This window comes from Alteromonas sp. DYW1 (assembly GCF_059752595.1).
The window spans coordinates 1,855,136-1,877,027 of the sequence record NZ_CM186038.1; the positions used below are offsets into that span (position 1 = coordinate 1,855,136).

The 21,892-nt window shown below is 45.0% G+C and carries 23 protein-coding genes and 4 tRNA genes; 15 read left to right on the top strand and 12 right to left on the bottom strand.

The features are described from left to right. On the top strand, window positions 1-1,287 hold the full coding sequence (serS, locus tag AC121Z_RS08200) for a serine--tRNA ligase (protein ID WP_498128003.1): 1,287 nt from the start codon (window positions 1-3) through the stop codon (window positions 1,285-1,287). Here the strand turns inward: serS and AC121Z_RS08205 are convergent, their stop codons facing one another. The 5 genes from AC121Z_RS08205 to AC121Z_RS08225 are packed head-to-tail and all read right to left on the bottom strand — an operon-like array spanning window position 1,288 to window position 3,363. Further along, complete coding sequence (locus AC121Z_RS08205) at window positions 1,288-1,629, bottom strand: TusE/DsrC/DsvC family sulfur relay protein (protein WP_498128005.1); 342 nt, start codon at window positions 1,627-1,629, stop codon at window positions 1,288-1,290. After that, window positions 1,626-1,886: a hypothetical protein gene (locus AC121Z_RS08210; protein WP_498128007.1), complete on the bottom strand. Its 261-nt coding sequence runs from the start codon at window positions 1,884-1,886 to the stop codon at window positions 1,626-1,628. The genes AC121Z_RS08205 and AC121Z_RS08210 overlap by 4 nt, the downstream gene beginning before the upstream one ends. Before the next feature lies 1 nt (window position 1,887). Beyond that, window positions 1,888-2,244, bottom strand: a complete 357-nt coding sequence (locus tag AC121Z_RS08215) for a DsrE family protein (RefSeq protein WP_498128009.1) — start codon at window positions 2,242-2,244, stop codon at window positions 1,888-1,890. Window position 2,245: 1 nt separating this feature from the next. Beyond that, entirely contained in the window at window positions 2,246-2,635 is a 390-nt protein-coding gene (tusD, locus tag AC121Z_RS08220) for a sulfurtransferase complex subunit TusD (protein WP_498128011.1), read from the bottom strand. A 59-nt stretch (window positions 2,636-2,694) separates the two neighbouring features. Next, window positions 2,695-3,363 (bottom strand): Bax inhibitor-1/YccA family protein, encoded by a 669-nt coding sequence (locus AC121Z_RS08225; protein ID WP_498128012.1) that lies wholly within the window; start codon window positions 3,361-3,363, stop codon window positions 2,695-2,697. A 243-nt stretch (window positions 3,364-3,606) separates the two neighbouring features. Between AC121Z_RS08225 and AC121Z_RS08230 the strand changes: the two genes are divergently transcribed. From AC121Z_RS08230 to AC121Z_RS08295, 14 genes are all read left to right on the top strand, one after another. Continuing rightward, window positions 3,607-3,698: transfer RNA gene (locus AC121Z_RS08230), tRNA-Ser, on the top strand. Between the two features lie 154 nt (window positions 3,699-3,852). After that, window positions 3,853-4,497 carry a UvrY/SirA/GacA family response regulator transcription factor gene (gene uvrY / locus AC121Z_RS08235; RefSeq protein ID WP_498128013.1) on the top strand — a complete coding sequence of 215 codons (645 nt, stop codon included), beginning with the start codon at window positions 3,853-3,855 and terminating at the stop codon, window positions 4,495-4,497. Further along, window positions 4,497-6,326, top strand: a complete 1,830-nt coding sequence (gene uvrC / locus AC121Z_RS08240) for an excinuclease ABC subunit UvrC (RefSeq protein WP_498128015.1) — start codon at window positions 4,497-4,499, stop codon at window positions 6,324-6,326. The genes uvrY and uvrC overlap by 1 nt, the downstream gene beginning before the upstream one ends. 57 nt (window positions 6,327-6,383) lie before the next feature. Continuing rightward, on the top strand, window positions 6,384-6,950 hold the full coding sequence (pgsA, locus tag AC121Z_RS08245) for a CDP-diacylglycerol--glycerol-3-phosphate 3-phosphatidyltransferase (RefSeq protein ID WP_498128016.1): 567 nt from the start codon (window positions 6,384-6,386) through the stop codon (window positions 6,948-6,950). A gap of 110 nt (window positions 6,951-7,060) precedes the next feature. After that, window positions 7,061-7,136, top strand: a tRNA-Gly gene (locus AC121Z_RS08250). A 46-nt stretch (window positions 7,137-7,182) separates the two neighbouring features. Then, a tRNA-Cys gene (locus AC121Z_RS08255) sits at window positions 7,183-7,256 on the top strand. A 33-nt stretch (window positions 7,257-7,289) separates the two neighbouring features. Continuing rightward, a tRNA-Leu gene (locus AC121Z_RS08260) sits at window positions 7,290-7,376 on the top strand. A 520-nt stretch (window positions 7,377-7,896) separates the two neighbouring features. Then, window positions 7,897-10,314, top strand: a complete 2,418-nt coding sequence (locus AC121Z_RS08265) for a S8 family serine peptidase (protein WP_498128018.1) — start codon at window positions 7,897-7,899, stop codon at window positions 10,312-10,314. A 119-nt stretch (window positions 10,315-10,433) separates the two neighbouring features. Continuing rightward, window positions 10,434-11,288, top strand: a complete 855-nt coding sequence (locus AC121Z_RS08270) for a sulfurtransferase (RefSeq protein WP_498128019.1) — start codon at window positions 10,434-10,436, stop codon at window positions 11,286-11,288. Next, window positions 11,285-11,998 (top strand): Sir2 family NAD+-dependent deacetylase, encoded by a 714-nt coding sequence (gene cobB / locus AC121Z_RS08275; RefSeq protein ID WP_498128021.1) that lies wholly within the window; start codon window positions 11,285-11,287, stop codon window positions 11,996-11,998. The genes AC121Z_RS08270 and cobB overlap by 4 nt, the downstream gene beginning before the upstream one ends. Continuing rightward, the gene (locus AC121Z_RS08280; RefSeq protein ID WP_498128022.1) at window positions 11,995-12,654 is read left to right on the top strand and encodes a LysE family translocator; all 660 of its coding nucleotides are present in this window, start codon (window positions 11,995-11,997) and stop codon (window positions 12,652-12,654) included. Before cobB ends, AC121Z_RS08280 begins: the two co-directional genes overlap by 4 nt. Before the next feature lie 41 nt (window positions 12,655-12,695). Beyond that, complete coding sequence (locus AC121Z_RS08285; protein ID WP_498128024.1) at window positions 12,696-13,439, top strand: DUF2189 domain-containing protein; 744 nt, start codon at window positions 12,696-12,698, stop codon at window positions 13,437-13,439. A gap of 14 nt (window positions 13,440-13,453) precedes the next feature. Then, window positions 13,454-14,242 carry a glucosaminidase domain-containing protein gene (locus AC121Z_RS08290; RefSeq protein ID WP_498128025.1) on the top strand — a complete coding sequence of 263 codons (789 nt, stop codon included), beginning with the start codon at window positions 13,454-13,456 and terminating at the stop codon, window positions 14,240-14,242. Then, a complete protein-coding gene (locus AC121Z_RS08295) occupies window positions 14,239-14,880 on the top strand; it encodes a DUF2987 domain-containing protein (RefSeq protein ID WP_498128027.1) in 642 nt (213 codons plus the stop codon). The genes AC121Z_RS08290 and AC121Z_RS08295 overlap by 4 nt, the downstream gene beginning before the upstream one ends. A 3-nt stretch (window positions 14,881-14,883) precedes the next feature. On the opposite strand, the gene rssA is transcribed toward AC121Z_RS08295, so the two are convergent. The 7 genes from rssA to AC121Z_RS08330 all read right to left on the bottom strand — a co-directional run bounded on the left by rssA (window position 14,884) and on the right by AC121Z_RS08330 (window position 21,891). Continuing rightward, window positions 14,884-15,783 (bottom strand): patatin-like phospholipase RssA, encoded by a 900-nt coding sequence (rssA, locus tag AC121Z_RS08300; protein WP_498128029.1) that lies wholly within the window; start codon window positions 15,781-15,783, stop codon window positions 14,884-14,886. 14 nt (window positions 15,784-15,797) lie between these two features. Beyond that, window positions 15,798-16,709: a tRNA 2-thiocytidine(32) synthetase TtcA gene (ttcA, locus tag AC121Z_RS08305; protein ID WP_498128030.1), complete on the bottom strand. Its 912-nt coding sequence runs from the start codon at window positions 16,707-16,709 to the stop codon at window positions 15,798-15,800. A gap of 102 nt (window positions 16,710-16,811) precedes the next feature. Continuing rightward, window positions 16,812-17,741, bottom strand: coding sequence for a universal stress protein UspE (gene uspE / locus AC121Z_RS08310; protein ID WP_498128032.1), 930 nt, complete (start codon window positions 17,739-17,741; stop codon window positions 16,812-16,814). Window positions 17,742-17,839: 98 nt separating this feature from the next. Beyond that, window positions 17,840-18,589 (bottom strand): fumarate/nitrate reduction transcriptional regulator Fnr, encoded by a 750-nt coding sequence (gene fnr / locus AC121Z_RS08315; RefSeq protein WP_498128034.1) that lies wholly within the window; start codon window positions 18,587-18,589, stop codon window positions 17,840-17,842. A 30-nt stretch (window positions 18,590-18,619) separates the two neighbouring features. Beyond that, on the bottom strand, window positions 18,620-19,291 hold the full coding sequence (locus tag AC121Z_RS08320; protein WP_498128036.1) for a sulfite exporter TauE/SafE family protein: 672 nt from the start codon (window positions 19,289-19,291) through the stop codon (window positions 18,620-18,622). Then, a complete protein-coding gene (gene ccoS, locus AC121Z_RS08325) occupies window positions 19,284-19,487 on the bottom strand; it encodes a cbb3-type cytochrome oxidase assembly protein CcoS (protein ID WP_498128038.1) in 204 nt (67 codons plus the stop codon). Before ccoS ends, AC121Z_RS08320 begins: the two co-directional genes overlap by 8 nt. 1 nt (window position 19,488) lies before the next feature. Continuing rightward, window positions 19,489-21,891 carry a heavy metal translocating P-type ATPase gene (locus tag AC121Z_RS08330; protein ID WP_498128190.1) on the bottom strand — a complete coding sequence of 801 codons (2,403 nt, stop codon included), beginning with the start codon at window positions 21,889-21,891 and terminating at the stop codon, window positions 19,489-19,491. Window position 21,892 lies beyond the last annotated feature (1 nt).

Consider the following 21,892-nt stretch of genomic DNA (forward strand, 5'->3'; position numbering starts at 1 on the left):
ATGCTAGATCCTAAGTATTTTCGGAATGATATAGAAGCCACCGCAAAACGGTTGGCAACACGTGGCTTCAATCTTGATGTAGAAGCCTACAATGCGCTTGAAGAACAGCGCAAAGCTTTACAAGTAAAAACCCAGGATTTGCAAAATACACGCAATGTAAAAAGTAAAAGTATCGGTAAGGCAAAGGCACAAGGTGAAGATATTCAACCCTTGTTAGCTGAGGTGAGCTCGTTAGGTGATGAACTGGATGCAGCAAAACAAGAGTTGGAAAGAGTGCAGACTGCGCTAAATATCTTTTATCAAGAAACGCCTAATTTACCTGATCTTGATGTTGCTGTTGGCAAAGACGAGTCTGAAAATGTGGAAGTATTACGCTGGGGGACGCCGAAAAAATTTGCGTTTACAGTGCAAGACCATGTTGATTTGGGTGAGAAACTGGACCGCGGGCTAGATTTTGAAGCAGCAGCGAAATTAAGTGGAGCTCGCTTTGTGGTGATGCGCGGCAAAATCGCCAAGTTAAATCGTGCGCTCGCGCAGTTCATGTTAGATATGCATACACAGCAGCATGGTTACACCGAGATGTATGTACCTTACTTGGTTAATTCAGACAGTTTGTTTGGCACCGGGCAATTGCCTAAATTTGGTGAAGATTTGTTTCACACTAAACCTGCAACCGAAGAGGGGCAGGGTATGTCACTGATCCCAACGGCTGAGGTACCACTGACCAACCTAGTGCGTGACACTATTCTTGATGGTGAAGCATTACCTCTGAAAATGACCGCGCATACGCCTTGTTTCCGCAGTGAGGCTGGCGCCTATGGCCGTGATACGCGGGGGTTGATCCGCCAACATCAGTTCGACAAAGTCGAATTGGTACAAATTGTTAAACCAGAAGAGTCTGACGCAGCTTTAGAAGCGTTAACGGGCCATGCTGAAGCAATTTTACAAGCGTTAGAGCTACCTTATCGTAAGGTCTTATTATGTACTGGTGATATGGGCTTTGGTTCGGCTAAGACTTATGATCTTGAAGTTTGGTTACCTGCTCAGAACTGCTATCGTGAAATATCGTCTTGTTCTAACATGCGCGATTTTCAGGCGCGCCGCATGCAAGCGCGTTTCCGCAGTAGTGCCGGACAAAAACCGGAGCTGGTTCATACGCTCAATGGTTCTGGTTTAGCCGTAGGCAGAACCTTGGTAGCTGTGCTAGAAAACTATCAGAATGAAGACGGTAGTATTACAGTACCTGATGCATTGAAACCCTACCTAGGCGGTGCAAACACACTTTGATCACAGACACTTCGCGGGCTTTGGTAAGCCCGCCAGTTTGGTCGCTTGTTTAGCTGGTCCATTTGGGAATAGTCTGTGCAGGTAGCGACTGTTACCTTTTTCTGGACCCATGGATGCCGCCATTGCCTTAACCAACGCCCGTATTGCCGGGCTGGTTTCGTACTCAAGATAAAACTTTCGCACAAACCAAATCACTTCCCAATGAGCGTCTGTTAGTTCAATACTGTCTAATTCGGCAATATGGGTAGCTACCGCTTCATTCCAATCGGTGCTATTTTCAAGATAGCCGTTTTTATCCAACGGAATCTGCTGGTCATTAACAGTCAGGTAACGGGTGGTCATAGACTAATACACCGTTCAGCTTGTGGGATTAGTTCAGCTATCATGGTCGTTGAAATAGTCTGCTCTGGGCTCAGAGCAATGCCGCGCAGTTGTGTGTGCTCTGCGTGCGCAAATACTTGCGCCGTGATTTGCTGCTTTAATTCCAGATAATCAAATGTTGCATCTTCACACACCACAACAACATCGTCATGTGCAATAAGGCGCAAACGAGGACTAGAGGAGTGTTGTGTGTGAGAACGAATAAACCAAAGATCCATGTCAAAAACTCACGATAAAATCATGCTGTTTAACCAACGTGGCTAAATCGTCAGGCTTGATAAGCGCTGCTTCAGCAGGAATAAGGTCGTGGTCAAGGTCGTTTGCTTCTAGACTTGCCGCACAGACGTATAATTCCTCAATATCGTAGAACGGTAAGACATTAAGTTGCTTACGCGGATCCTTTAGGTGTAGAGCATCATTTGCACCACTGTGTAACAGAAAGCGCACACCTTGCTCGCTCAATAATACTGAACAGTCGTGACCATAACCGGTTGAGGCCAAAGCAAAATCCATGGCGTCTGCACTGTCAGACGAGCCGAAAGGCGATTGGCTAATAATGACTAAAAGTTTGGCCATATTAATACTGCACCAATGTATCTACCGCATGTAGCCGGGAAAAGAATTCCCCCAGGCCAACCTGCTCAAATGGAGGGTTTAGATTATGTGATGACTCGCCATTTTGGCGCGCCAAAGCCGCATCTATCACCCCTCGCTTCTCAGCAGCAGATACACAAACCAATAACGGGATCTGAAAGCGCTTTGCGAACTCTGACCAGACGGCAGGGGCATTTAACTCATTAGAGGGCGGATTAACCAAACTGTTTGCATTAAGCACACCTGCCGCATAAAAGAACACGGCGTCTAGCGCCTGGCCGGCCTCTATCAATGCAGTAAGTGTATTAATGGCCTCTTGCATACGTAATGCATTTGCAGGCGAACTTGTAATTAGACAACCAATTTGATTCATTTTAATCCAAAAAAAACACCCCAAGCGGGGTGTTTATTAAAGCATACATGACTGATCGATCAGTCATCACCACCGAAAGCACCTAACAAGTGTAACAGTGAAGTGAAGATATTATAAATATTCAAGTAAAGAGCGACCGTCGCAAGAATGTAATTCGTTTCACCACCATTCACGATACGGCTAGTATCGTACAAGATAAAACCGGACATTATGAAAATGATGGCAGCATTCAACGCCAAGAAAACCGCGGGTACTTGGAAGAAAATATTAGCAATCGCAGCAATAAGCACAACCACCAAGCCGACAACTAAGAATCCTCCCAAGAAAGAGAAATCTTTTTTAGTTGTAAGGGCATATGCTGACAATGATAAAAATACAATTGCGGTGCCACCCATGGCTTGCATAATCAACGACGGGCCATTCGCGAAGCCCGCATAATAGGTCAAAATAGGGCCGAGTGAGGCGCCCATCAAACCCGTGAACAAGAACACTAAGCCAACGCCTGCAGCGGAGTTAGCTTTACGATGTAGAATAAATAACGTAACGAAAGCACCGATCATCATGCCTAGGGATGCGAGACGACCAATACCCATTGCCATCGCGAGCCCCGCACACAGTGCACTAAATGCCAATGTCATTGATAGCAGCATATAGGTACTGCGCAGAACCTTATTGGTCTGTAATGCAGACTCCTGAGCCGAGCTAGCGTACATCGAACGTTGTTCCATTTTACCCTCCAACAGGTGTTAACGTCTTAATTGTTATTAGGGTTGTTATAAATACCCCAATTTCTAAGACCCTTTGTAGGGTGTTTGGTTCCTTTTTTCAAGTGCTTTCGGTCGCTTAAGCAACAGTTTTACCGAACATTTGCGGTAATAACTCTCGAACTGAGCAATTACTAAGCAAACAGTCATTTTTTTTGAATTACTACTTTACAAGGCCCGCGTTGATCATTAACATTCGCAGCACTTGGAGAGGTGGCAGAGTCCGGTTGAATGCACCTGACTTGAAATCAGGCGAAGGGTCAAACCTTCCGGGGGTTCGAATCCCTCCCTCTCCGCCAAATCACTGAAAGCCCGCTAAAGCGGGCTTTTTTTATGTTTGTGATAAATGGGTGGTTTTTCTACTGGCAAATTTTGTTTTTGCATTTATTATTGGCTAGGTGTCGCAATTAAATTGCCTACATAATTGGTTTTACACAAAAAAAGAACGCCATAGTGATAAAAATTCTTTTGGTCGATGACCATGATCTTGTGCGGACGGGAATAAAAAGGATTTTAGAAGACGTCAAAGACTTTGCCGTGGTAGCTGAGGCTAAAAACGGTGAAGATGCTGTTGCCATTTGCCGGAAAAATGCACCCGATGTGGTACTGATGGACGTCAACATGCCTGGTATTGGAGGCTTGGAAGCGACTCGCCAAATTATGCGATTAGCAGAAAATACTCGAGTCATTGGCCTCTCAATGCAATGCGAGAGCCCTATACCCGCTAAAGTCATGCACAACGGTGCGTTTGGTTTTTTAACCAAGGATGCCGAGCCGGATGAAGTAATTACCGCTATATATAAAGTGGCAGCAGGGCAGAAGTATCTTGCACCTGAAATTGCTCAGCAAGTTGCGCTTGGTTTACTTGATATTACCGATGTGAATCCTTTCGAACAGCTCAGTGATCGCGAGTTGGAAATCACCATGATGCTCACGAAAGGACAAAAAGTGCCAGATATCGCTAATTATTTGAATATTAGCGCTAAAACCGTAAACACTTATCGTTACCGTATGTTTGAAAAATTGAACGTTAAGAGTGACGTTGAACTTACCCACTTAGCCCTGCGCCACAAGCTCATCAGCGCTGATCAGTTTTAATGCTTGAGCCTGGCGCTTTCGATTTATCCAAGTTTCTCAGTAATCTTACCCATCAACCGGGCGTTTATCGCATGTATAACGATAAACATGACGTTATTTATGTGGGTAAAGCGAAAAATCTTAAAAACCGGGTTTCAAGTTATTTTAAGCAACACCATGACAATTCTAAAACATCGGCATTAGTCGCCAATATCGCCTTTATTGATGTGACCGTAGTTAGCAGTGAAACGGAAGCCTTTCTGCTAGAAAATAACTTTATTAAGAAATATAAACCGCGTTATAACGTGGTGTTGCGGGACGATAAGTCGTACCCCTATATTATGTTGTCCAAGCATAAACATCCACGCTTAGCATTTCATCGAGGGGTCCCCAAGCAGGATAAAGGTGAATTCTTCGGACCGTACCCAAGTGCTTGGTCGGTGCGCGAAAGTTTACGTTCGATGCAGCGGATATTTCCCGTTCGGCAATGTGAAGACAGTTATTATCGCGCGCGCTCGCGGCCGTGCTTGCAGTACCAAATGCAGCGCTGTTCTGCGCCTTGTGTTCAAGGCTATGTGAGCGATGAGGAATATCAGGAGCAAGTCGATTGGGTTCGGTTGTTTTTAAAAGGCAAGAATAAAGAGGTCATAGAGCGCTTAGTTAATAAAATGGAGCAGGCCAGTGCTGATCTCAACTTTGAGGCAGCAGCACGCTATCGCGATCAAATAAGTGCTTTACGTAAGATCCAAGAACAGCAGTATGTGGCCGGTACACAACAAGAACTGGATATTTTTGGGATTTATGTACACCGCGGCAGCGCTTGCGTTCATGGGCTTTTTATCCGTGAAAATCAGATGCTTGGTAGTAAGTCGTTTTTTCCAAAGGTACCTTCATTAGCCAATGAAGCGGAAATTTTTACTGCCTTTTTAACCCAGTTTTATCTGACGGGCAAAAAATCCATACCCAAACAAATTGTCGTACCGACCAGCATCGAAGAAAAGAACGCCATTGAAAGCATGCTGGCTAAACAAGCTGGACATAAGGTTCAGTTGTATAGCGGAGCCCGCACTGAGAAACGGCGCTATCTGCAACTGGCTATGAATAATGCAAAAAATCAACTTGAAGCGCAGCAGAGCCAACAACAGTCGATCGTAGCCCGCTATTCTGCATTAGAAGAAATATTGGCGTGGGACACACCCATTCAGCGAATTGAATGTTTTGATATCAGTCATACGTCAGGTCAACAAACGGTGGCGTCCTGTGTCGTTTTTAATCGGGATGGTCCGTTAAAATCCGATTATCGGCGGTTTAATATTGATGGGATTACACCAGGTGATGATTACGCCGCAATGGAACAAGCGATTCGGCGCCGCTACAGTAAAGTAAAAGCGGTTGAAAAGGTTCCGGATGTGCTGCTTATAGACGGTGGGAAAGGGCAATTGTCTCAAGCCGAACGCTGTTTTGAAGATTGGGATTTGGAGAAAAAGCCCTTTTTAATCGGTGTTGCAAAAGGAACCACTCGTAAACCAGGACTCGAAACGCTTATATTAGCTGGAACGCATGAGACTATTCCTATGAATGCTGATTCCCCAGCCTTACATTTGATCCAACATGTACGCGACGAATCTCACCGATTTGCCATTGCTGGGCACCGTAATCGTCGACAAAAAGTCAAAACGACGTCGTCGTTAGAGTCTATCCCGGGAGTAGGGAATAAACGTCGACAAGCCTTATTAAAATATATGGGCGGATTACATGGCCTGAAAAAAGCCAGTAAAGACGAAATTGCCAATGTGCCAGGGATCAGCTATGAACTTGCTGAAACTATCTATGAGTACCTGCACAGTTAACTTTTCTTAAGTATATGTGTACACTGCACGTGTCTTGAGGCCGTTGAGTAGTTTTTCGTGTGGACAATTCCTAACATCGTTACAATGTTTCGTGTCATTCTGATCCCGGTGTTCGTTATTGTTTATTTTCTCGATTGGGAATGGGCGCAATATACTGGGGCTTTTATCTTCTGGCTTGCCGCGATAACCGATTGGTTTGATGGTTACCTTGCGCGTAAATTGCAACAAACGACACCTTTTGGGGCTTTCCTTGATCCAGTGGCTGACAAACTAATTGTAGGCGCAGCGCTGCTTATGATCACGCACACCTATAACTCTATTTGGATAACCGCACCTGCGATTATTCTCATGATGCGTGAAATTTACATCTCCGCTTTACGCGAGTGGATGGGGCAGCATGGTTTAAGCGACGTGGTAAAAGTAAATTTTGCCGGTAAGGCAAAAACCATGGCACAAATGCTAGCGTTAATTGGATTGTTATCAGGTTTAGAATATTTCATGGGCGTGCGCATATATTGGGTGTCGCTCGGTTATGCATTATTGTATTTTGCTGCTGCCTTATCGCTCTGGTCGATGATTACCTATACAACCGCTGCATGGGTACACTTGAAAAAAGCGGCTTGATTGGTTAAATAATCAGCGTTTAAACGAAAGTCGCTTAAAAACACAGCAAACGAACATTTTAGTGGTTGACAGGTTGTACTTTGTCGGTAGAATTCGTGCCCACGTTGCAAGCGGGAATAGCTCAGTTGGTAGAGCACAACCTTGCCAAGGTTGGGGTCGCGAGTTCGAGTCTCGTTTCCCGCTCCAATACTTTTTGGTGTTGACTTTCTGCGACGTAAGACCATCTTTTTATGGCGGAATGGCAGAATGGCTATGCAGCGGATTGCAAATCCGTGGATCTCGGTTCGACTCCGGGTTCCGCCTCCATAGAAAGACAGCAGGGTAACCTGCTACCATCCTGCCCGGGTGGTGAAATTGGTAGACACAAGGGATTTAAAATCCCTCGCGCGAAAGCGTGTGCCGGTTCAAGTCCGGCCCCGGGCACCATTTACTGATTGTCTCTTCAGTTATAAGCATGGTCTCTACCTAAACATAAGCTACCCGTTCTCACACCATCACTAACACTACCAATAGACATCCAATGTTTAAGCACATATCCAGATTTGATTCATACGTCTAAGTCTGTTTTAACCCGAAATACTCGTCGCGTTTACATTTAATTAAATAACTAAACAGCGTAACTTTATCACCTCCAGCAATATGTAATTCTTTTATGTTATATGCCGCTTTTGTTTGGTTATTTCGTTAAGGATCATTGACGTTCAAGCAAGCAAATACGCCCTTCAAGGGGAATAGAAACATCGTTACGCTCATCTGCTAGTTAAAATCTCTTGTATAGATCTGTATAAACCATGTTGATGGTCAGACCAAATGCCGTTAGTGTAGCTCAGTTTTTTCAGCTGAACGGTTGAATTCGCAGGATGGAACACTTTGCAAACAGGGATAAGCCCTAAGGAAGGAGGCAAATAATTATAATTACAAACTCTATACAACAAGTGAAACTATAATGAAAAATAACAACAAGTCGTTAGGGCTTAGTAAAACGTCGATAGGCGTTTTATCAGCTCTTATGTTGACAACACCCGCATTCAGCGGTGAATTACAAGAAGTCGGTGAGATGGTCAAAGGCCAATCAAAAATCGACCAATCCTTTAATCAGTGGAAACGCAACCAACGCGAGACTTTACTGAACAGCGACACCGATCAATTGATCATTGAGTTTAATACTGATCTCGCTGGCATGAGCTTAGATTCGCCAGAGACAGCAGCCAATAAAACTCAGCAAATAGCAAAAGAGCTTAAGCAAAATCTTAAGTATCAGCGCTCTCTCGGTAACAACAAACACGTTATCAAAATGGGCGAAAAAGCAGATAAGAAGCAGCTAAAGGCACTATTAAAGCAAATCCGGAACAATCCTTCGGTCGCTTCAGCTGAAGAAGATCCAAAGCGCTATTTTATGGCAGAAACCACTCCTTGGGGCTATAGCGCGGTACAAGCGAGTCAACTAAGTGATGCTGCATCTGGAGCATTAACGGTGTGTATTATTGACTCAGGCTATGACGCTAGCAATCCTGACTTGTCTGGTAATAATGCGACTGGGACCAATGACAATGGTACAGGCAACTGGTATCAAGCAGGCGGGTCACACGGCACTCACGTAGCGGGTACCATTGCTGCAGTTGGCAATAACATTGGTATCAAGGGAGTTTTACCGAATACTCAGGTGAACCTGCACATTGTTAAAGTATTCAATGAGTCAGGCTGGGGGTATAGCTCTGACTTGGTAACAGCGGTCAACACCTGCGTCAATAATGGTGCAGACGTGGTCAATATGAGTTTAGGTGGCCCATCCGCGAGTAATGCTGAACGCAACGGTCTAGAAGCAGCAACTGCTGCTGGAGTTTTATTGGTTGCTGCTGCAGGAAATGATGGTGATGCGAGTCTTTCTTACCCAGCTTCCTACGATACGGTTATGGCCGTAGCCGCGGTAGACGAAAATGGTCAGCACGCGGAATTTTCGCAATACACGCCTCAAGTTGAAATCTCAGGGCCGGGTGAAGCGATACTATCAACTGTAGCAGGTGATGGCCGTTTGGGTAGCTTGGTGGTAGGCAGTACTGACTATACGAGTAGCGGCGTGGTACCGCAGTCACGTTATGTACAGAGCGGCAGTAGCTATGTTGTATCCAATGTGAACGGTTCTGTATCAGGCGTGATTGATACGTGTAGTCGATCAGGCAGTAGTTATAGTTGCGGCAACATGACGGGCAAAATCTGTGTGGCTGAACGTGACGCAAATCAGGGCGCGAGCTACCCTGAGATTAACGCTGCGAAAGCCTGTGCAGATGCTGGCGCCGCAGGTGTTGTTGTGTACAGCAACAGTGCGCGTCCTGGATTACAAAACCCGTTCTTAGTTGATGCTACGGGTGCTGTTGATGTTCCGACCGTATCGGTTAATCGAAGTGTTGGGCAAGCACTAGCAACGCGAGTAGGGCAAAATGCCAGCTTGTCTGTTAGCGCTAATCAGGACTACGCCTATTACAATGGTACGTCGATGGCGACTCCACATGTAGCAGCGGTAGCTGCTCTGGCCTGGAGTAATAATTTATCCTGTACAGCAGCAGAAGTTCGAACGGCACTGAAGGCGACAGCTATCGATTTAGATGTAGCAGGCCGTGATGATCGGACAGGGTTTGGTATGGTCCAAGCGAAAGCTGCATCTGACTATTTAGCAGCGAACTGCGGCGGTAGCACCGGCGGCGGTGGCGGTACCGGTGGTTCTGATGTACTAGAAAATGGTGTTGCTAAAAGTGGCTTAACAGGCGCTGCCAATGATGCATTGTCGTACACCTTCGAAGTACCAGCAGGCGCAACGGATCTCACGTTTGAAATGTCTGGTGGTACGGGTGATGCTGATTTATATGTGAAGTTTGGTTCTGAGCCAACAACTAGCAATTATGATTGCCGGCCTTATGCAAGTGGTAACAATGAGTCATGCCCGGTTACAACTGCTCAAGCGGGTACCTATTATGTGAAAGTGATTGGATACTCTGCGTTCAGTGGCGTTAATTTAGTTGCCAGCTTTACCGAGCCCAGCACCGGCGGAGGCGGTGGTGCTAGTGGCTTCTCTACCACAGTAGAAAATATTTCTGCGAGCCGCAATAACTGGAAGTACTACACAATTGATGTTCCAGCAGGTATGTCGAGCTTTGATGTGAGCATTGCCAATGGTAGTGGTGACGCCGATCTGTACATTCGCTATGGCGCACAACCGACTACCAGTAGCTATGATTGCCGCCCTTATGAAAGTGGTAACAACGAAGCGTGTAACTTCAGTAACCCAACCGCGGGGACTTGGCACATTGGAGTACGAGCGTATCGTGCGTACTCGGGTGTTGACTTAACAGTCTCATATCAACCCTAATCGGGGTTAAGCTAACAAGGCGTCCAATGGACGCCTTTTTTACATTCATTTTTGATAAACATTGGTTTTTATAATTGGTTAATGAATAATGACCGAACGAAAGCAAACAATTAAATCTGATGCTGCAAAATATTCCGCCATTACTCGTGTCCGTTGATTGGTTACACTCGCAGTTAAACAACCCTGAAGTCGTTATTTTATATACTCGCCTTGCGAATATTCTAACGGGTGAAGTCGAGCCAAGTAGTGGAAAATACATCCCAGGTGCAAAACTTTTTGATTTTGAAAGTGAGTTTAACGACCTAAGCTCGGATTTGCCGCATACAATGCCACCGGCTGAGGTCTTTGTGCAACAAGCGCGACAATTGGGGATTAATTCTGATGCGCATATTGTTGTGTACGATTCTCACGGGTTATATGCGGCACCAAGAGTATGGTGGATGTTTAAATCCATGGGACACGACAGGATCAGTGTACTAAACGGTGGCCTGCCGGCTTGGCAACACGCAGGTCTGAAAACATTAGATTACCCAGCCAGTACAGAATGTTCAGGTAGCTTTACTGGTGATGTCCAGCGTGCGATGTGGTCAAACTGTAACGATGTGCAACAGGCCATGCTTTTGAAAAACGCTGATATTGTCGATGCGCGCAGTCATGAACGATTCACTGGTCAAGCAACTGAGCCACGCCAAGGCCTTCGGCAAGGGCACATCCCAGGTTCGATAAATATTCCTTTTACAGAAACTCAGCAACAGGGAGTCTTACTGGATAATGCTCGATTGCACGAGAGGTTTAGTCAAGCTGGCCTGCGATCCGAGCGCTCCATTATTTTCAGTTGTGGCTCTGGTGTCACGGCGTGTTGTCTAGCGTTTGCAGCTACAGCCGTAGGTTTTAAACGATTATCAGTTTATGATGGCTCCTGGACAGAGTGGGGAGGACGTAACGATTTGCCTTATGAGACGGGATCAATATGACAGAAAACGTTGTGGTCCTGACCGGTGCAGGAATTTCCGCTGAGTCTGGACTGCGTACCTTCAGAGACAATGATGGGCTTTGGGAATATCATCGCTTAGAAGATGTAGCAACACCTGAGGCATTTATACGTGACCCAGACTTGGTGTACCGCTTCTATAATCAACGAAGACAACAGTTAGCCGATCCTTCAATTAAACCCAATGCAGCACATCTGGCGCTTGCGCACTTGGAACAAAAACTCGGAGAGAGCTTTACACTGATCACCCAAAACGTGGATAACTTGCACGAACGAGCGGGGTCACAACGTGTGCTTCATATGCATGGTGAACTAAGGTCTGCGCGATGTTGTGCCAGCGGTAAGCAGTTTTTTATTGATCAAGATATCACTGCAGACTCACGATGTAATTGTTGTAATCCACCTGCTTCTTTACGCCCTGATATTGTCTGGTTTGGTGAGATCCCCATGCATATGCCACAAATTGAAAAGGCTATCAGTCAGGCTGATTGGTTTATTAGTATCGGCACTTCCGGCCATGTTTATCCAGCAGCAGGATTTGTCGAAATGGCTAAATACGCAGGTGCAAAGACGGTTGAATTAAACTTGGAAGCTGGTCAAAATAATCATTGGTTTGATAGTCAAATTCATGGCCCAGCCTCAATCATAGTTCCGCAATTTTTTGATGAAGTATTCATGAGTAAGTCATCTTGAGTAATCTCTTACAATCTTATTGGCTAGAATTTATCACTATTGCTTCTGTGCATTTGATTGCAGTAGCTAGTCCTGGGCCAGACTTTGCCATTGTAGTAAAAAATAGCGTCCGTTATGGCCGTACAGCGGCTTATGCGACTAGTGTCGGTATAGGCCTTGGTATATTAATTCATGTTGCTTATTCTCTTTTAGGGCTAAGTCTGTTGATCAAAACAACGCCCTGGCTTTATCAGGTTTTTAGTTATGCGGCAGCCGCGTATTTGCTCTGGTTAGCGTGGGGAGCGATCCGCGCGAAGGCGCAACCTGCTAAGCCAGTTGTCGATGGACTATCCGGTAATGCGCATAGTAATACGATTAGCTGGCTAGGTGCGTTTTGGCAAGGTTTTTTGACCAACGGCCTTAACCCCAAGGCGACTTTATTTTTTATGTCATTATTCACTGTCGTTATCAGTTCACAAACCCCAATGAGCGTCAAACTTGGTTATGGAATTTATCTCAGTATCGCAACGGGAGCCTGGTTTGTACTGCTCTCTTACTTGTTAGGAACCAGCCGAGTGTTGGCTTTTATCGGCAATAAGGGCTATTGGTTAGATCGCGCAATGGGAATTTTATTGATTATCTTGGCATCTAATTTATTGCTGTTCCAACCAATATGATATTCTATCGGGCATAACAGCTATAGCTAATAGATTTATTGATGCAATCGGAAAAACCGCAAAAAAGTAACCTTACTCCTCGTGTTCAAAGAGCACTCGCAGGCGAATTATCAATCGACGCTTTGGCTATTTTTAAACAAGCGAATGAGCTAACAAAAACTAATTTCAGTACCTTTGCACTCGCTGGATTAATTGTCGTGAGTATTATATTCGGGGCTGTTTTTCTATTGCTTGGGTTGTTAGATGTGCCATTGGAAAACTTTATGGCAATGTCCCAAACCCAATCGGCCATTGTCGATATTGTTTTAGTGTTAATTATTTCGCCTTTGATGGCGGGTTTGATGATGATGGGTATCAGTGCAGCCCGGCACAAGCGAGTAGAGACCAGTGATCTTTTTAATTGGCTATCCATAACAATCGTATTAGCGTTAGGATCGCTAATAGCATCAATTTTGGTACAAATAGGTATGGTGTTGTTCGTATTACCCGGCATATATCTTGGTATCGTAACGACCTTTACGTTGCCTTTGATCGCCGATAAAAGTTTAACCGCGATCAGTGCGATCATCCTGTCAGTACGCGTTGCCAGTAAATATATTATTCAAATGACGATTTTTTTTGTTATTTCTATCGCGTTATTTGTATTTGCGGCGTTTACGTTTGGTATTGCACTTGTCTGGGTTTTTCCGCTGTATTTTAACGCGAAGGGGATACTTTACGATGCCTTATTTGGTGATGAACAAGAAGAGGCGTCAATTTCTTCTACAACAACATTTAATGCATAGCTCCTGAGGCTCCTATGAATATAAAACAATTGCTATGGTGGTTATTTGTCGCTGGGGTAGTTGGGTTTGCATTTCTTTATCCATTGATTAAAAAGCCGGAGCCGTTAGTACCAGAGCCCCCAGTTACGCCGCGAGAAAGCGCTGTGCCAATGCCCGATTTTTCTCAATATGATCAAATAAGTGATAAAAAGTCTGCATTTTTCGCGTATTTACTACCCGAAGTAGAACGTCAAAACGAATATATCATCGGTTTACGTTTAAAAATTAAAGCCATGTCTGACGAATTTGCGCAAAGTGGGCAGCTATCGCCGGCCGATATTTCCCGTCTGCACTGGTTAGCAAAAGAATATAAAATCGACAGCAAACTGAGCATAGCTGAGCAACTGTCCCTATTGCTGCGCCGGGTTGATGTGATACCCGCTGACCTTGTTTTGGTGCAAGCCGCGAATGAGAGTGCATGGGGCACTTCCAGGTTTGCGCGCCAAGGATATAATTTCTTTGGTTTGTGGTGTTTTAGACCAAACTGTGGCTTTGTTCCCCGGCAACGCAATGACGGAGCAATTCACGAAGTAGCCAAGTTTCGCAACATTGCCCATGCGACATATACCTACATGCGTAATTTGAATCGGCATGATGCCTATAAGGCACTGCGCGATATTCGTTATCGTCTGCGGCAAAATCAACGCCCGCTAACGGGCGAAGCATTAAGTGAAGGGCTAATGCAGTACTCAGAGCGCGGCGAAGATTACATTGAAGAGTTACAACAAATGATTAGAGTGAATAGGGAATACTTATCCTTATGAAGTATACAGGACTGAGCCTACTAATTAGCACTGCACTGATTTGTCAGTCGGCAATTGCTGAGACAATAGAAGTCGATTATAAGGGCTTTTATAGCCACGTTAAAAAGCTTAGCGGTGAAGACACCCAGGCACTGCAATTTGCGTTCGGGTTTCAGCATGTAACCGAGGGTAGGTTGTGTAACTTATCCTCGGCTGCGATTGTCACGCAAAAGCAAACCATTCCCTTATCCATTACGTCGGAAAACCGCTTTACGGTGCCCTCAGAAAGAGCACTGAATATGGCCGGGGCTAAGTTAGAAATTGAGACTTCTGACAAAGCTAATCAGTGCGATATGTCAGTACAATTAGAAACAAAGCCCGAATACTTGAAATACTACTACAGCAACGAGGATCTACAATTTATCTACGACCAGTACGCTGCCTTTTTTAATGAAATGGGGAGTTTTCTTTCGTTTATGATGCCCCAAGTGGATGGCCTAACCTTTCATTTCGCCGACCAAGAACTGGATCGTCAATTAAAGGACGCCCCTGCGATCGTCAATGGTATGTTGCAGATACCAGGCAGTTGGTTAGCTGAACGTGAAGCCCTGGCGTTACCAATCAAACCGGTAAGAATTACTGCCCGTACCCATCGCTAATAATCAGTTATTCATGTTCAACTGATAACGAATTTGCTGTGCCAGGCGCTGTACGCTCTCTTCGCCGCGTTTAGCCAACTCAGAAGCTCGGTGAAACTCTAGCAACCCCACATCGCGCAATTGCGGTTCAATAAGTATATCGGGTGGGTCGCCGGCAAGGCGGGAACGTGTCACGCGTGCCTGCAATATTTCTAACGAGCTACTCATGACGCCCATGATCCCCGGCATGGATTTTTTCTCTTCTTTGGGGCCAGGAGAAAACCATTGACGCAGTAAAGACGGTTTGGAATTTAGAAATTCATCAGTTTTACGTTGAATCTTCTCATGTTCAATACTGTTTTGCTCTAAAACCTGAGGGCGGAAATCGGCACTAAGATTAGCTGCAATTACGAAATCGGCACCCAACTGGCGGCATAAATTAACGGGTACCGGATTCACTACCGCGCCATCAACTAAATATCGCTCGCCATGTTCAACGGGGGCAAATAATCCAGGGATGGCACACGACGCGCGGATGCTATCACCAATTTCTCCTGAGTTAAAAACCACCTCTCGACCACTGTATAGATCGGTAGCAACTGCAGCAAAAGGCTTCTTCATCAACTCAAAAGATTCGGCGCATAAATCATCGGCGAGTTTATCAAATACTTTCTGGCCCGATGCAATTCCGCCGCGACGGATGCCAACGCCTAATAACGCAAAGACCTGCCATTCAGTCAGTGAGTCGGCCCATTCTTCAAGTTCCAGTAATTTACCACTTGCATAGGCCGCGCCTACGTATGCGCCGATTGAGCAACCGGCGACGATATCAATATTGATACCCATTTTTTCTAACGCTTTGATAATCCCTATGTGGGTCCATCCGCGAGCCGCGCCAGCGCCAAGAGCTAGGCCAATTTTCATAGATAACGTCCTTTCTAACTTAATGAAATTATTTGCGGTTGCGCGTTGTCATCAGTGGACGTATCAATGTAGTTGGGTTGATCGAAACCAGTATCTCCATCGATGACAGGTTCGTTTGTTGTCGATACGCTCTTGAAATCAAACAGTTGACCATCGGCTAAATGCGACGGTACAACATTTTGCATGGCTCTAAACATTGACTCAATGCGTCCAGGAAAGCGGCGATTCCAATCTTGTAGCATAAGCTTTATATTTTTGCGTTGCAGGTTTTCCTGCGAGCCGCAAAGGTTGCACGGAATGATCGGGAATTTGACCGCGTCACTATAACGTTGAATATCTTTCTCAGCGCAATAGGCCAGTGGGCGAATAACAATATGTTCACCATTGTCACTGACTAATTTAGGCGGCATTGCTTTTAACTTGCCACCGTGAAACATGTTGAGAAATAGGGTTTCGAGCATATCATCACGGTGATGCCCCAATGCTATTTTGGTTGCGCCAATCTCTTTTGCCGTCCGATATAAAATGCCGCGTCTTAACCGAGAGCACAATGAACACGTCGTTTTTCCTGCAGGGATTTTATCGGTTACGATACTGTATGTATCTTCTTCAACGATCTGAAAGTTAACGCCCAGTTCGCTGAGATAATTTGGCAGAACATGCTCTGGGAAGCCGGGTTGCTTTTGATCAAGATTAATCGCGGTAACAGAAAAGTCGATAGGCGCAATACCACGTAAAAAAAGCAATATATCCAATAAGGTATAGCTATCTTTGCCGCCTGAAAGGCAGACCATTACGTGATCACCATCCTCAATCATATTGAAATCAGCAATTGCCTTACCAACATTCCGGCGCAGGCGCTTCTGCAGCTTATTAAGATTGTACTGATGCTTACTATCAGCTTTACTGATGACACTTGAACTCATGGCTAGCTTATATTGGTTACGACAAAGCGTTATTGTAATCGTTATAGATACAGTAAAAAACCACGAACCCTAGTTTTTAGCACTTTATTTTCGGTGCCTGACTTAACCATGAACAGGGCTATGAAATCCCGCAGGCTTAATCGCCAAAACATCACAATTGAGACGATCAATGACTTGTTCAGCGGTATTTCCTATCAGGGCTGCAGATAACCCCGCGCGCCCAACGGTGCCGATAACGACTAATTCAGCATCCAGAGAGTTAGCTTGTTTTGGGACTGCAACTTCTGGTAGGCCCTGAATAACATGACATTGAACTAAAGGCACGGCGTTCGCTGTGGCGAACTTATGCATCTCGTTTTGATGATGGCGCTTTACGTTTTCGTTATAGCCGTGAGGATCGAATTCAGGCATCTCAATGGCCAAATTCACAATCGTACCTGGAAACGCATTTACAAGGTGCAGTGTTGCATCTAATGTGTCGGCGCAGGCTTTTGCACATTCAACCACATGTTGATTTAGTTCTGCATGCACTTCATCTTCAGTACCGACATTTATACTGGCCAAAATATTACCGTTGGCGGGCCATGCGTGCTGCTTTACCATAAGCACTGGCGTAGGGCACTTACGCAAAAGGTGCCAATCTGTAGGCGTGAATATCAAAGAGGCAAAGTCATCATGGCTGGAAGCAGCTTTAATTAATAAATCCGCATCAACCGCTAAAACGGTGCGGATAGCTGACTCATAGAGCGATTTGTCCCATACCACCTTAGCGTGCGCCGATACATCACTCGGAACATACTCCGCAATTAGCGACTGCAGCCATTCATTGCGATCTGCCAAGACAGCCTTGCGCATGGCATCACGCTCATCCAATGACAACATTGTTGTCAATTCGTAAGACAGGTCATAAATGCAAAGAAATACGGTTATTTCAGCGCCAGTTTTGGCAGCAAGTTCAACGGCTCTCGCGAGTGCGATTTGCTTTTCGAGATCAGGATCGATAACGACGAATAAATGTTGATAGTGTTGCATTGCGTATTCCCATGGTTACTTTAGTCCAAGTGTAACGGGTCAATGAGAATACGCTAGTGTCCCCTGTTGAGTTAGATCAAAGGAACCATATTCAGGCGTTAATTTTCGATTGTACAGGTCGGAATTTCGGTTGTATGGAGCTTTTCTGCCATCCTGTCAAAATCCAAAATTGTAATCAATTTACCGTCAACAGCGATGATCCCATCTTTTTGAAATCGAGTTAACAAGCGACTGATAGTTTCTACAGTTAGGCCCAAATAATTTCCGATTTCGTTGCGCGTCATCGTGAGATTAAATTGCTTAGGTGAAAACCCTCGCTCTTCAAAGCGTTTCGATAAATGCGCAATGAAGTGCATCAAGCGTTCTTCCGCCGTGCGTTTATTCAATAACATCATTTGATCATGATCGTGTTTAATCTCAGCACTCATAAAACTCATGATCTGCTTGCGGAGCTTAGGAAACTTAGCAGACATTTCGTCTAATGTTTCGTAGGGAAGCTCGCACACCATGGCAGTTTCTAATGCTTGGCAGTAACTCGAATGGCGACTATCACGCAATGCATCAAAACCTATAATATCGCCCGGAAAGTGGAAGCCAATGACTTGTTCTTCACCGTCTGCATCACTAATAAACGATTTAAAGGAACCCGAACGAACCGCGTAAAGGGATTGAAATTTATCGCCTGCTTGGATCAACTTATCGTTTTTGTGAAGGGGTTTTTTACGTTCGATAATTTCATCGAGCGAACCCATTTCTTCTTCATTTAGCGACACTGGTAAACACAAATGACTAAAGCTGCAGGTTTGGCAGTGTATAGAAAGGTCTCCACGACCGAGTTTATTGTGCATGAATGCACCTTTGCATTGCTGAAATTACTCTCACGTTATAAGCGTTACACCCTGAAAAATCAAGTACAACCCATAGCCTATTAGTGTGATTGCAATGAATGTTCGAGCTTGTTGACTTCGCGCTAACTGTGTTAACCGCGCCCCTCCAAGGCTCACGGCCAGCATAAGAGGCAATGTACCTAATCCAAAGAACAACATAACTAACGAACCTGTCACAGGATCACCAGCAGCCATACTCCAACTTAGCGTCGAATACACCAACCCACACGGTAACCAACCCCAAACACCACCATACAGGAATGCGTGTAGAGGGTGCTTGAATGGAATTAATGACTTAGCGACGGGCTGTATTCGCCGCCAAAGCTTACCGCCTTGACGTTCGAAGTAGTGCAGTACGCTAAACCAATTCGCTATATGGCCCCCCAGTAATAACAACATAATGCCACTTAATATTGTCAGTACTGAGACTCCATTGAAGAAACTTGAATGGCTGACGATGGTCCCTAGCAGGCCGGCGCAAAAACCTGCTAGGGCATAACTTGTAATGCGGCCGAGGTGGTAAGCACTAGCGTAAATCCACGGTTTACCTTGAGCCGGAACTGCTGACTGTAGGGCAACCGTTATACCACCGCACATACCTACACAATGCACACCGCCTGCAATGCCAATAAGCCATGCAGCAAGCAAACTTATTTCAGTCACGACGATTGTCTAATTCCTGTTGGCGGGCTTTAGCCAATGATTTTTCTTCAGGGGGTAAATCATCATCAAACAAAATGCTATAGCCTTGCCGATCGAGATCATCGAACTGATTACTTTTTACCGCCCAAAAAAATACCGCAATGGCAATCGCAACAATGATAATTGCGATAGGGATTAGGACATAAATGATACTCATCTTAACCTGCTTTATACCGAAGTAAGCGCGTAGAGTTTACTACTACGATTATTGAACTCAAGGACATACCCAAGGCCGCCATCCAGGGAGCTAACACTCCTGATACCGCAAACGGCAAAATCAAAAAATTATATCCCAATGACCACGCCATGTTTTGTTTAATGGTTACTTGCGTTTGTTTGGCGACATCAATCAGCGCTGGAATAACGGTAATACTTTCATTAAGCAGTACCACGTCAGCAGAACTTTTCGCGAGATCAGAGGCATTCCCAACCGCAACGGAAATATCCGCTTTTGCTAGCACTGGTGCATCATTAACTCCGTCGCCAACCATCATCACTGAATGTCCTTGTGCTTGATAGTTTTCAACGAATGTAAGCTTTTGTTGTGGTGACTGTTGAGCAAAAAAATCGGTGATATCAAGCTTGTTTGCGACTAATTTAACATTCGCCTGCGTATCACCACTGAGTAATACTTTGCCAAATGGAATACGTTTTAATGTAGCGTCAACATTGTCCTTTAACGTATCGTTTAGCCAAAAAATTGCAATCAGACCATCATCAGATGCTAACCAGACATTCGCTTTCTCGCTATCAGTGATCGAATGAACGTCATTTTGAGTTGGCAAATTATCAGTGACAAAGGCTTTGCTGCCTATCCGATAATTGTAACCGTTGATCGTACCTATGATCCCTTGACCAATCGTAATTGAGATATCACTAGCCGGCAGCGTTGCTACGTCGGCAAAAGCTTGGGCAATTGGATGTTCAGAACGAGCTTCTAATGAAGCCGCAATTATTAGCGGATCAGGACCAGCATAAGCGGGTGCTATCCAATGCTTATGCAAAGAAAACTTACCTTCAGTGAGGGTGCCGGTTTTATCTAAAATAATGGTATCCAATGTATTTATTTGTTCTAGTGCATCAGCGCGTTTAAGTACTACTCCGGCTTTGTTTAAACGCGCCATTGCGCAAGTTAGTGCGGAGGGTGTTGCCAATCCTAAAGCACAGGGACAGGTCGCCACCAACACAGCAATCGTAATCCAGAACGCATTGTCGCTGCCCATCCATGTCCAGAAGCCAAACGTAAGCGCTGATATGATCAGTACTGCGCTTACAAAATAGCGCGAGAAACGATCGGCAATATGCGCAATGCGCGGTTTCGTGGCCAATGCAGCTTCTTGCATAAGAACAATTTGGTTAACTAAAGCATCTTTTAGTTTGCTGGTTACGCGAATGCTAAGACTGCCACTTTGATTCACTGTTCCGCCATAAACATGTGTCCCTTTTACTTTGTGAGCAGGTTCAAACTCACCGTTAAGCATCGATTCATTAACTTGACTTTCGCCGTCTATAACGGTGCCGTCAACGGGAATAACTTCGCCGGGTTTTACTAATACAATTTGCCCAGGAACAAGTAACTTAGCTAACACCGATTGCTGTTCACCGTCGGTAAGAACCGTTGCAGAAACCGGCATATACTGCAGCATGTTGGCAGAGATAAGTGCAGCCTTATGTCGGGCTCGATGCTCAAGAAAGCGACTGAGTAGAAGAAAGAAAACAAACATGCAGATCGACTCAAAGTACACGTCACCGACTTCTAAAATCGTGGCTTTGATACCAGCAATGTAAGTACCGAAAATTGCTAGTGTAACGGGAACATCCATATTTACGCTGCGCATAGCGACTGCCTTGGCGGCACTTATATAGAATATACTGCCGGAATACAGCACAACCGGCGTGGTTAAAACTAAACTGACCCAATAAAAGTACTGTCGGGTTTCGTGATCGATGTTGCCAAATAGATCAAAGTAAAGACCAGTCATGAGCATCATCACCTGCATAGTCATGATCCCAGCCAGTCCAACTTTTTTTAACAGTGATTTCTGTTCAGCGCGAAACAAAGCCTCGTGCTTATCGGGTTGAAACGGTGATGCGCGGTATCCAATTTTATGAAAATTGGCAATTATAGTACTCAGTGAAATTGCACTTGGGTCCCAATCTACTAGTGCTCGTCGTGTCGAAACGTTAACCGAGATTTGGGTAATGCCCTTCGTTTTGGCCATTTGTTTTTCGATTAACCATCCACAAGCAGCACAATTAATACCTTCAACGGTTAACTGTATTTGCTTTGCGTCACGCTTGTCGTGAACAAACTCTTCTTGTACTTCTGGTGCGTCAAAAAGTGATAGTTTGTCGAGTGTTTCTGCATAGAACTCATCACCTTTAGCCGCTGGTTCAGTGCGTATCGCGTAATAATCTTCTAGTCCATTATCAACAATCGATTGCGCCACGGCCTGACAGCCAGGGCAACACATTGCCTGCGATTCGCCTGCGATAATAACGGTATATTTCGCTCCATCGAGATTGGGAAGCCCACAATGAAAGCAGGGGGGAGATGTTATA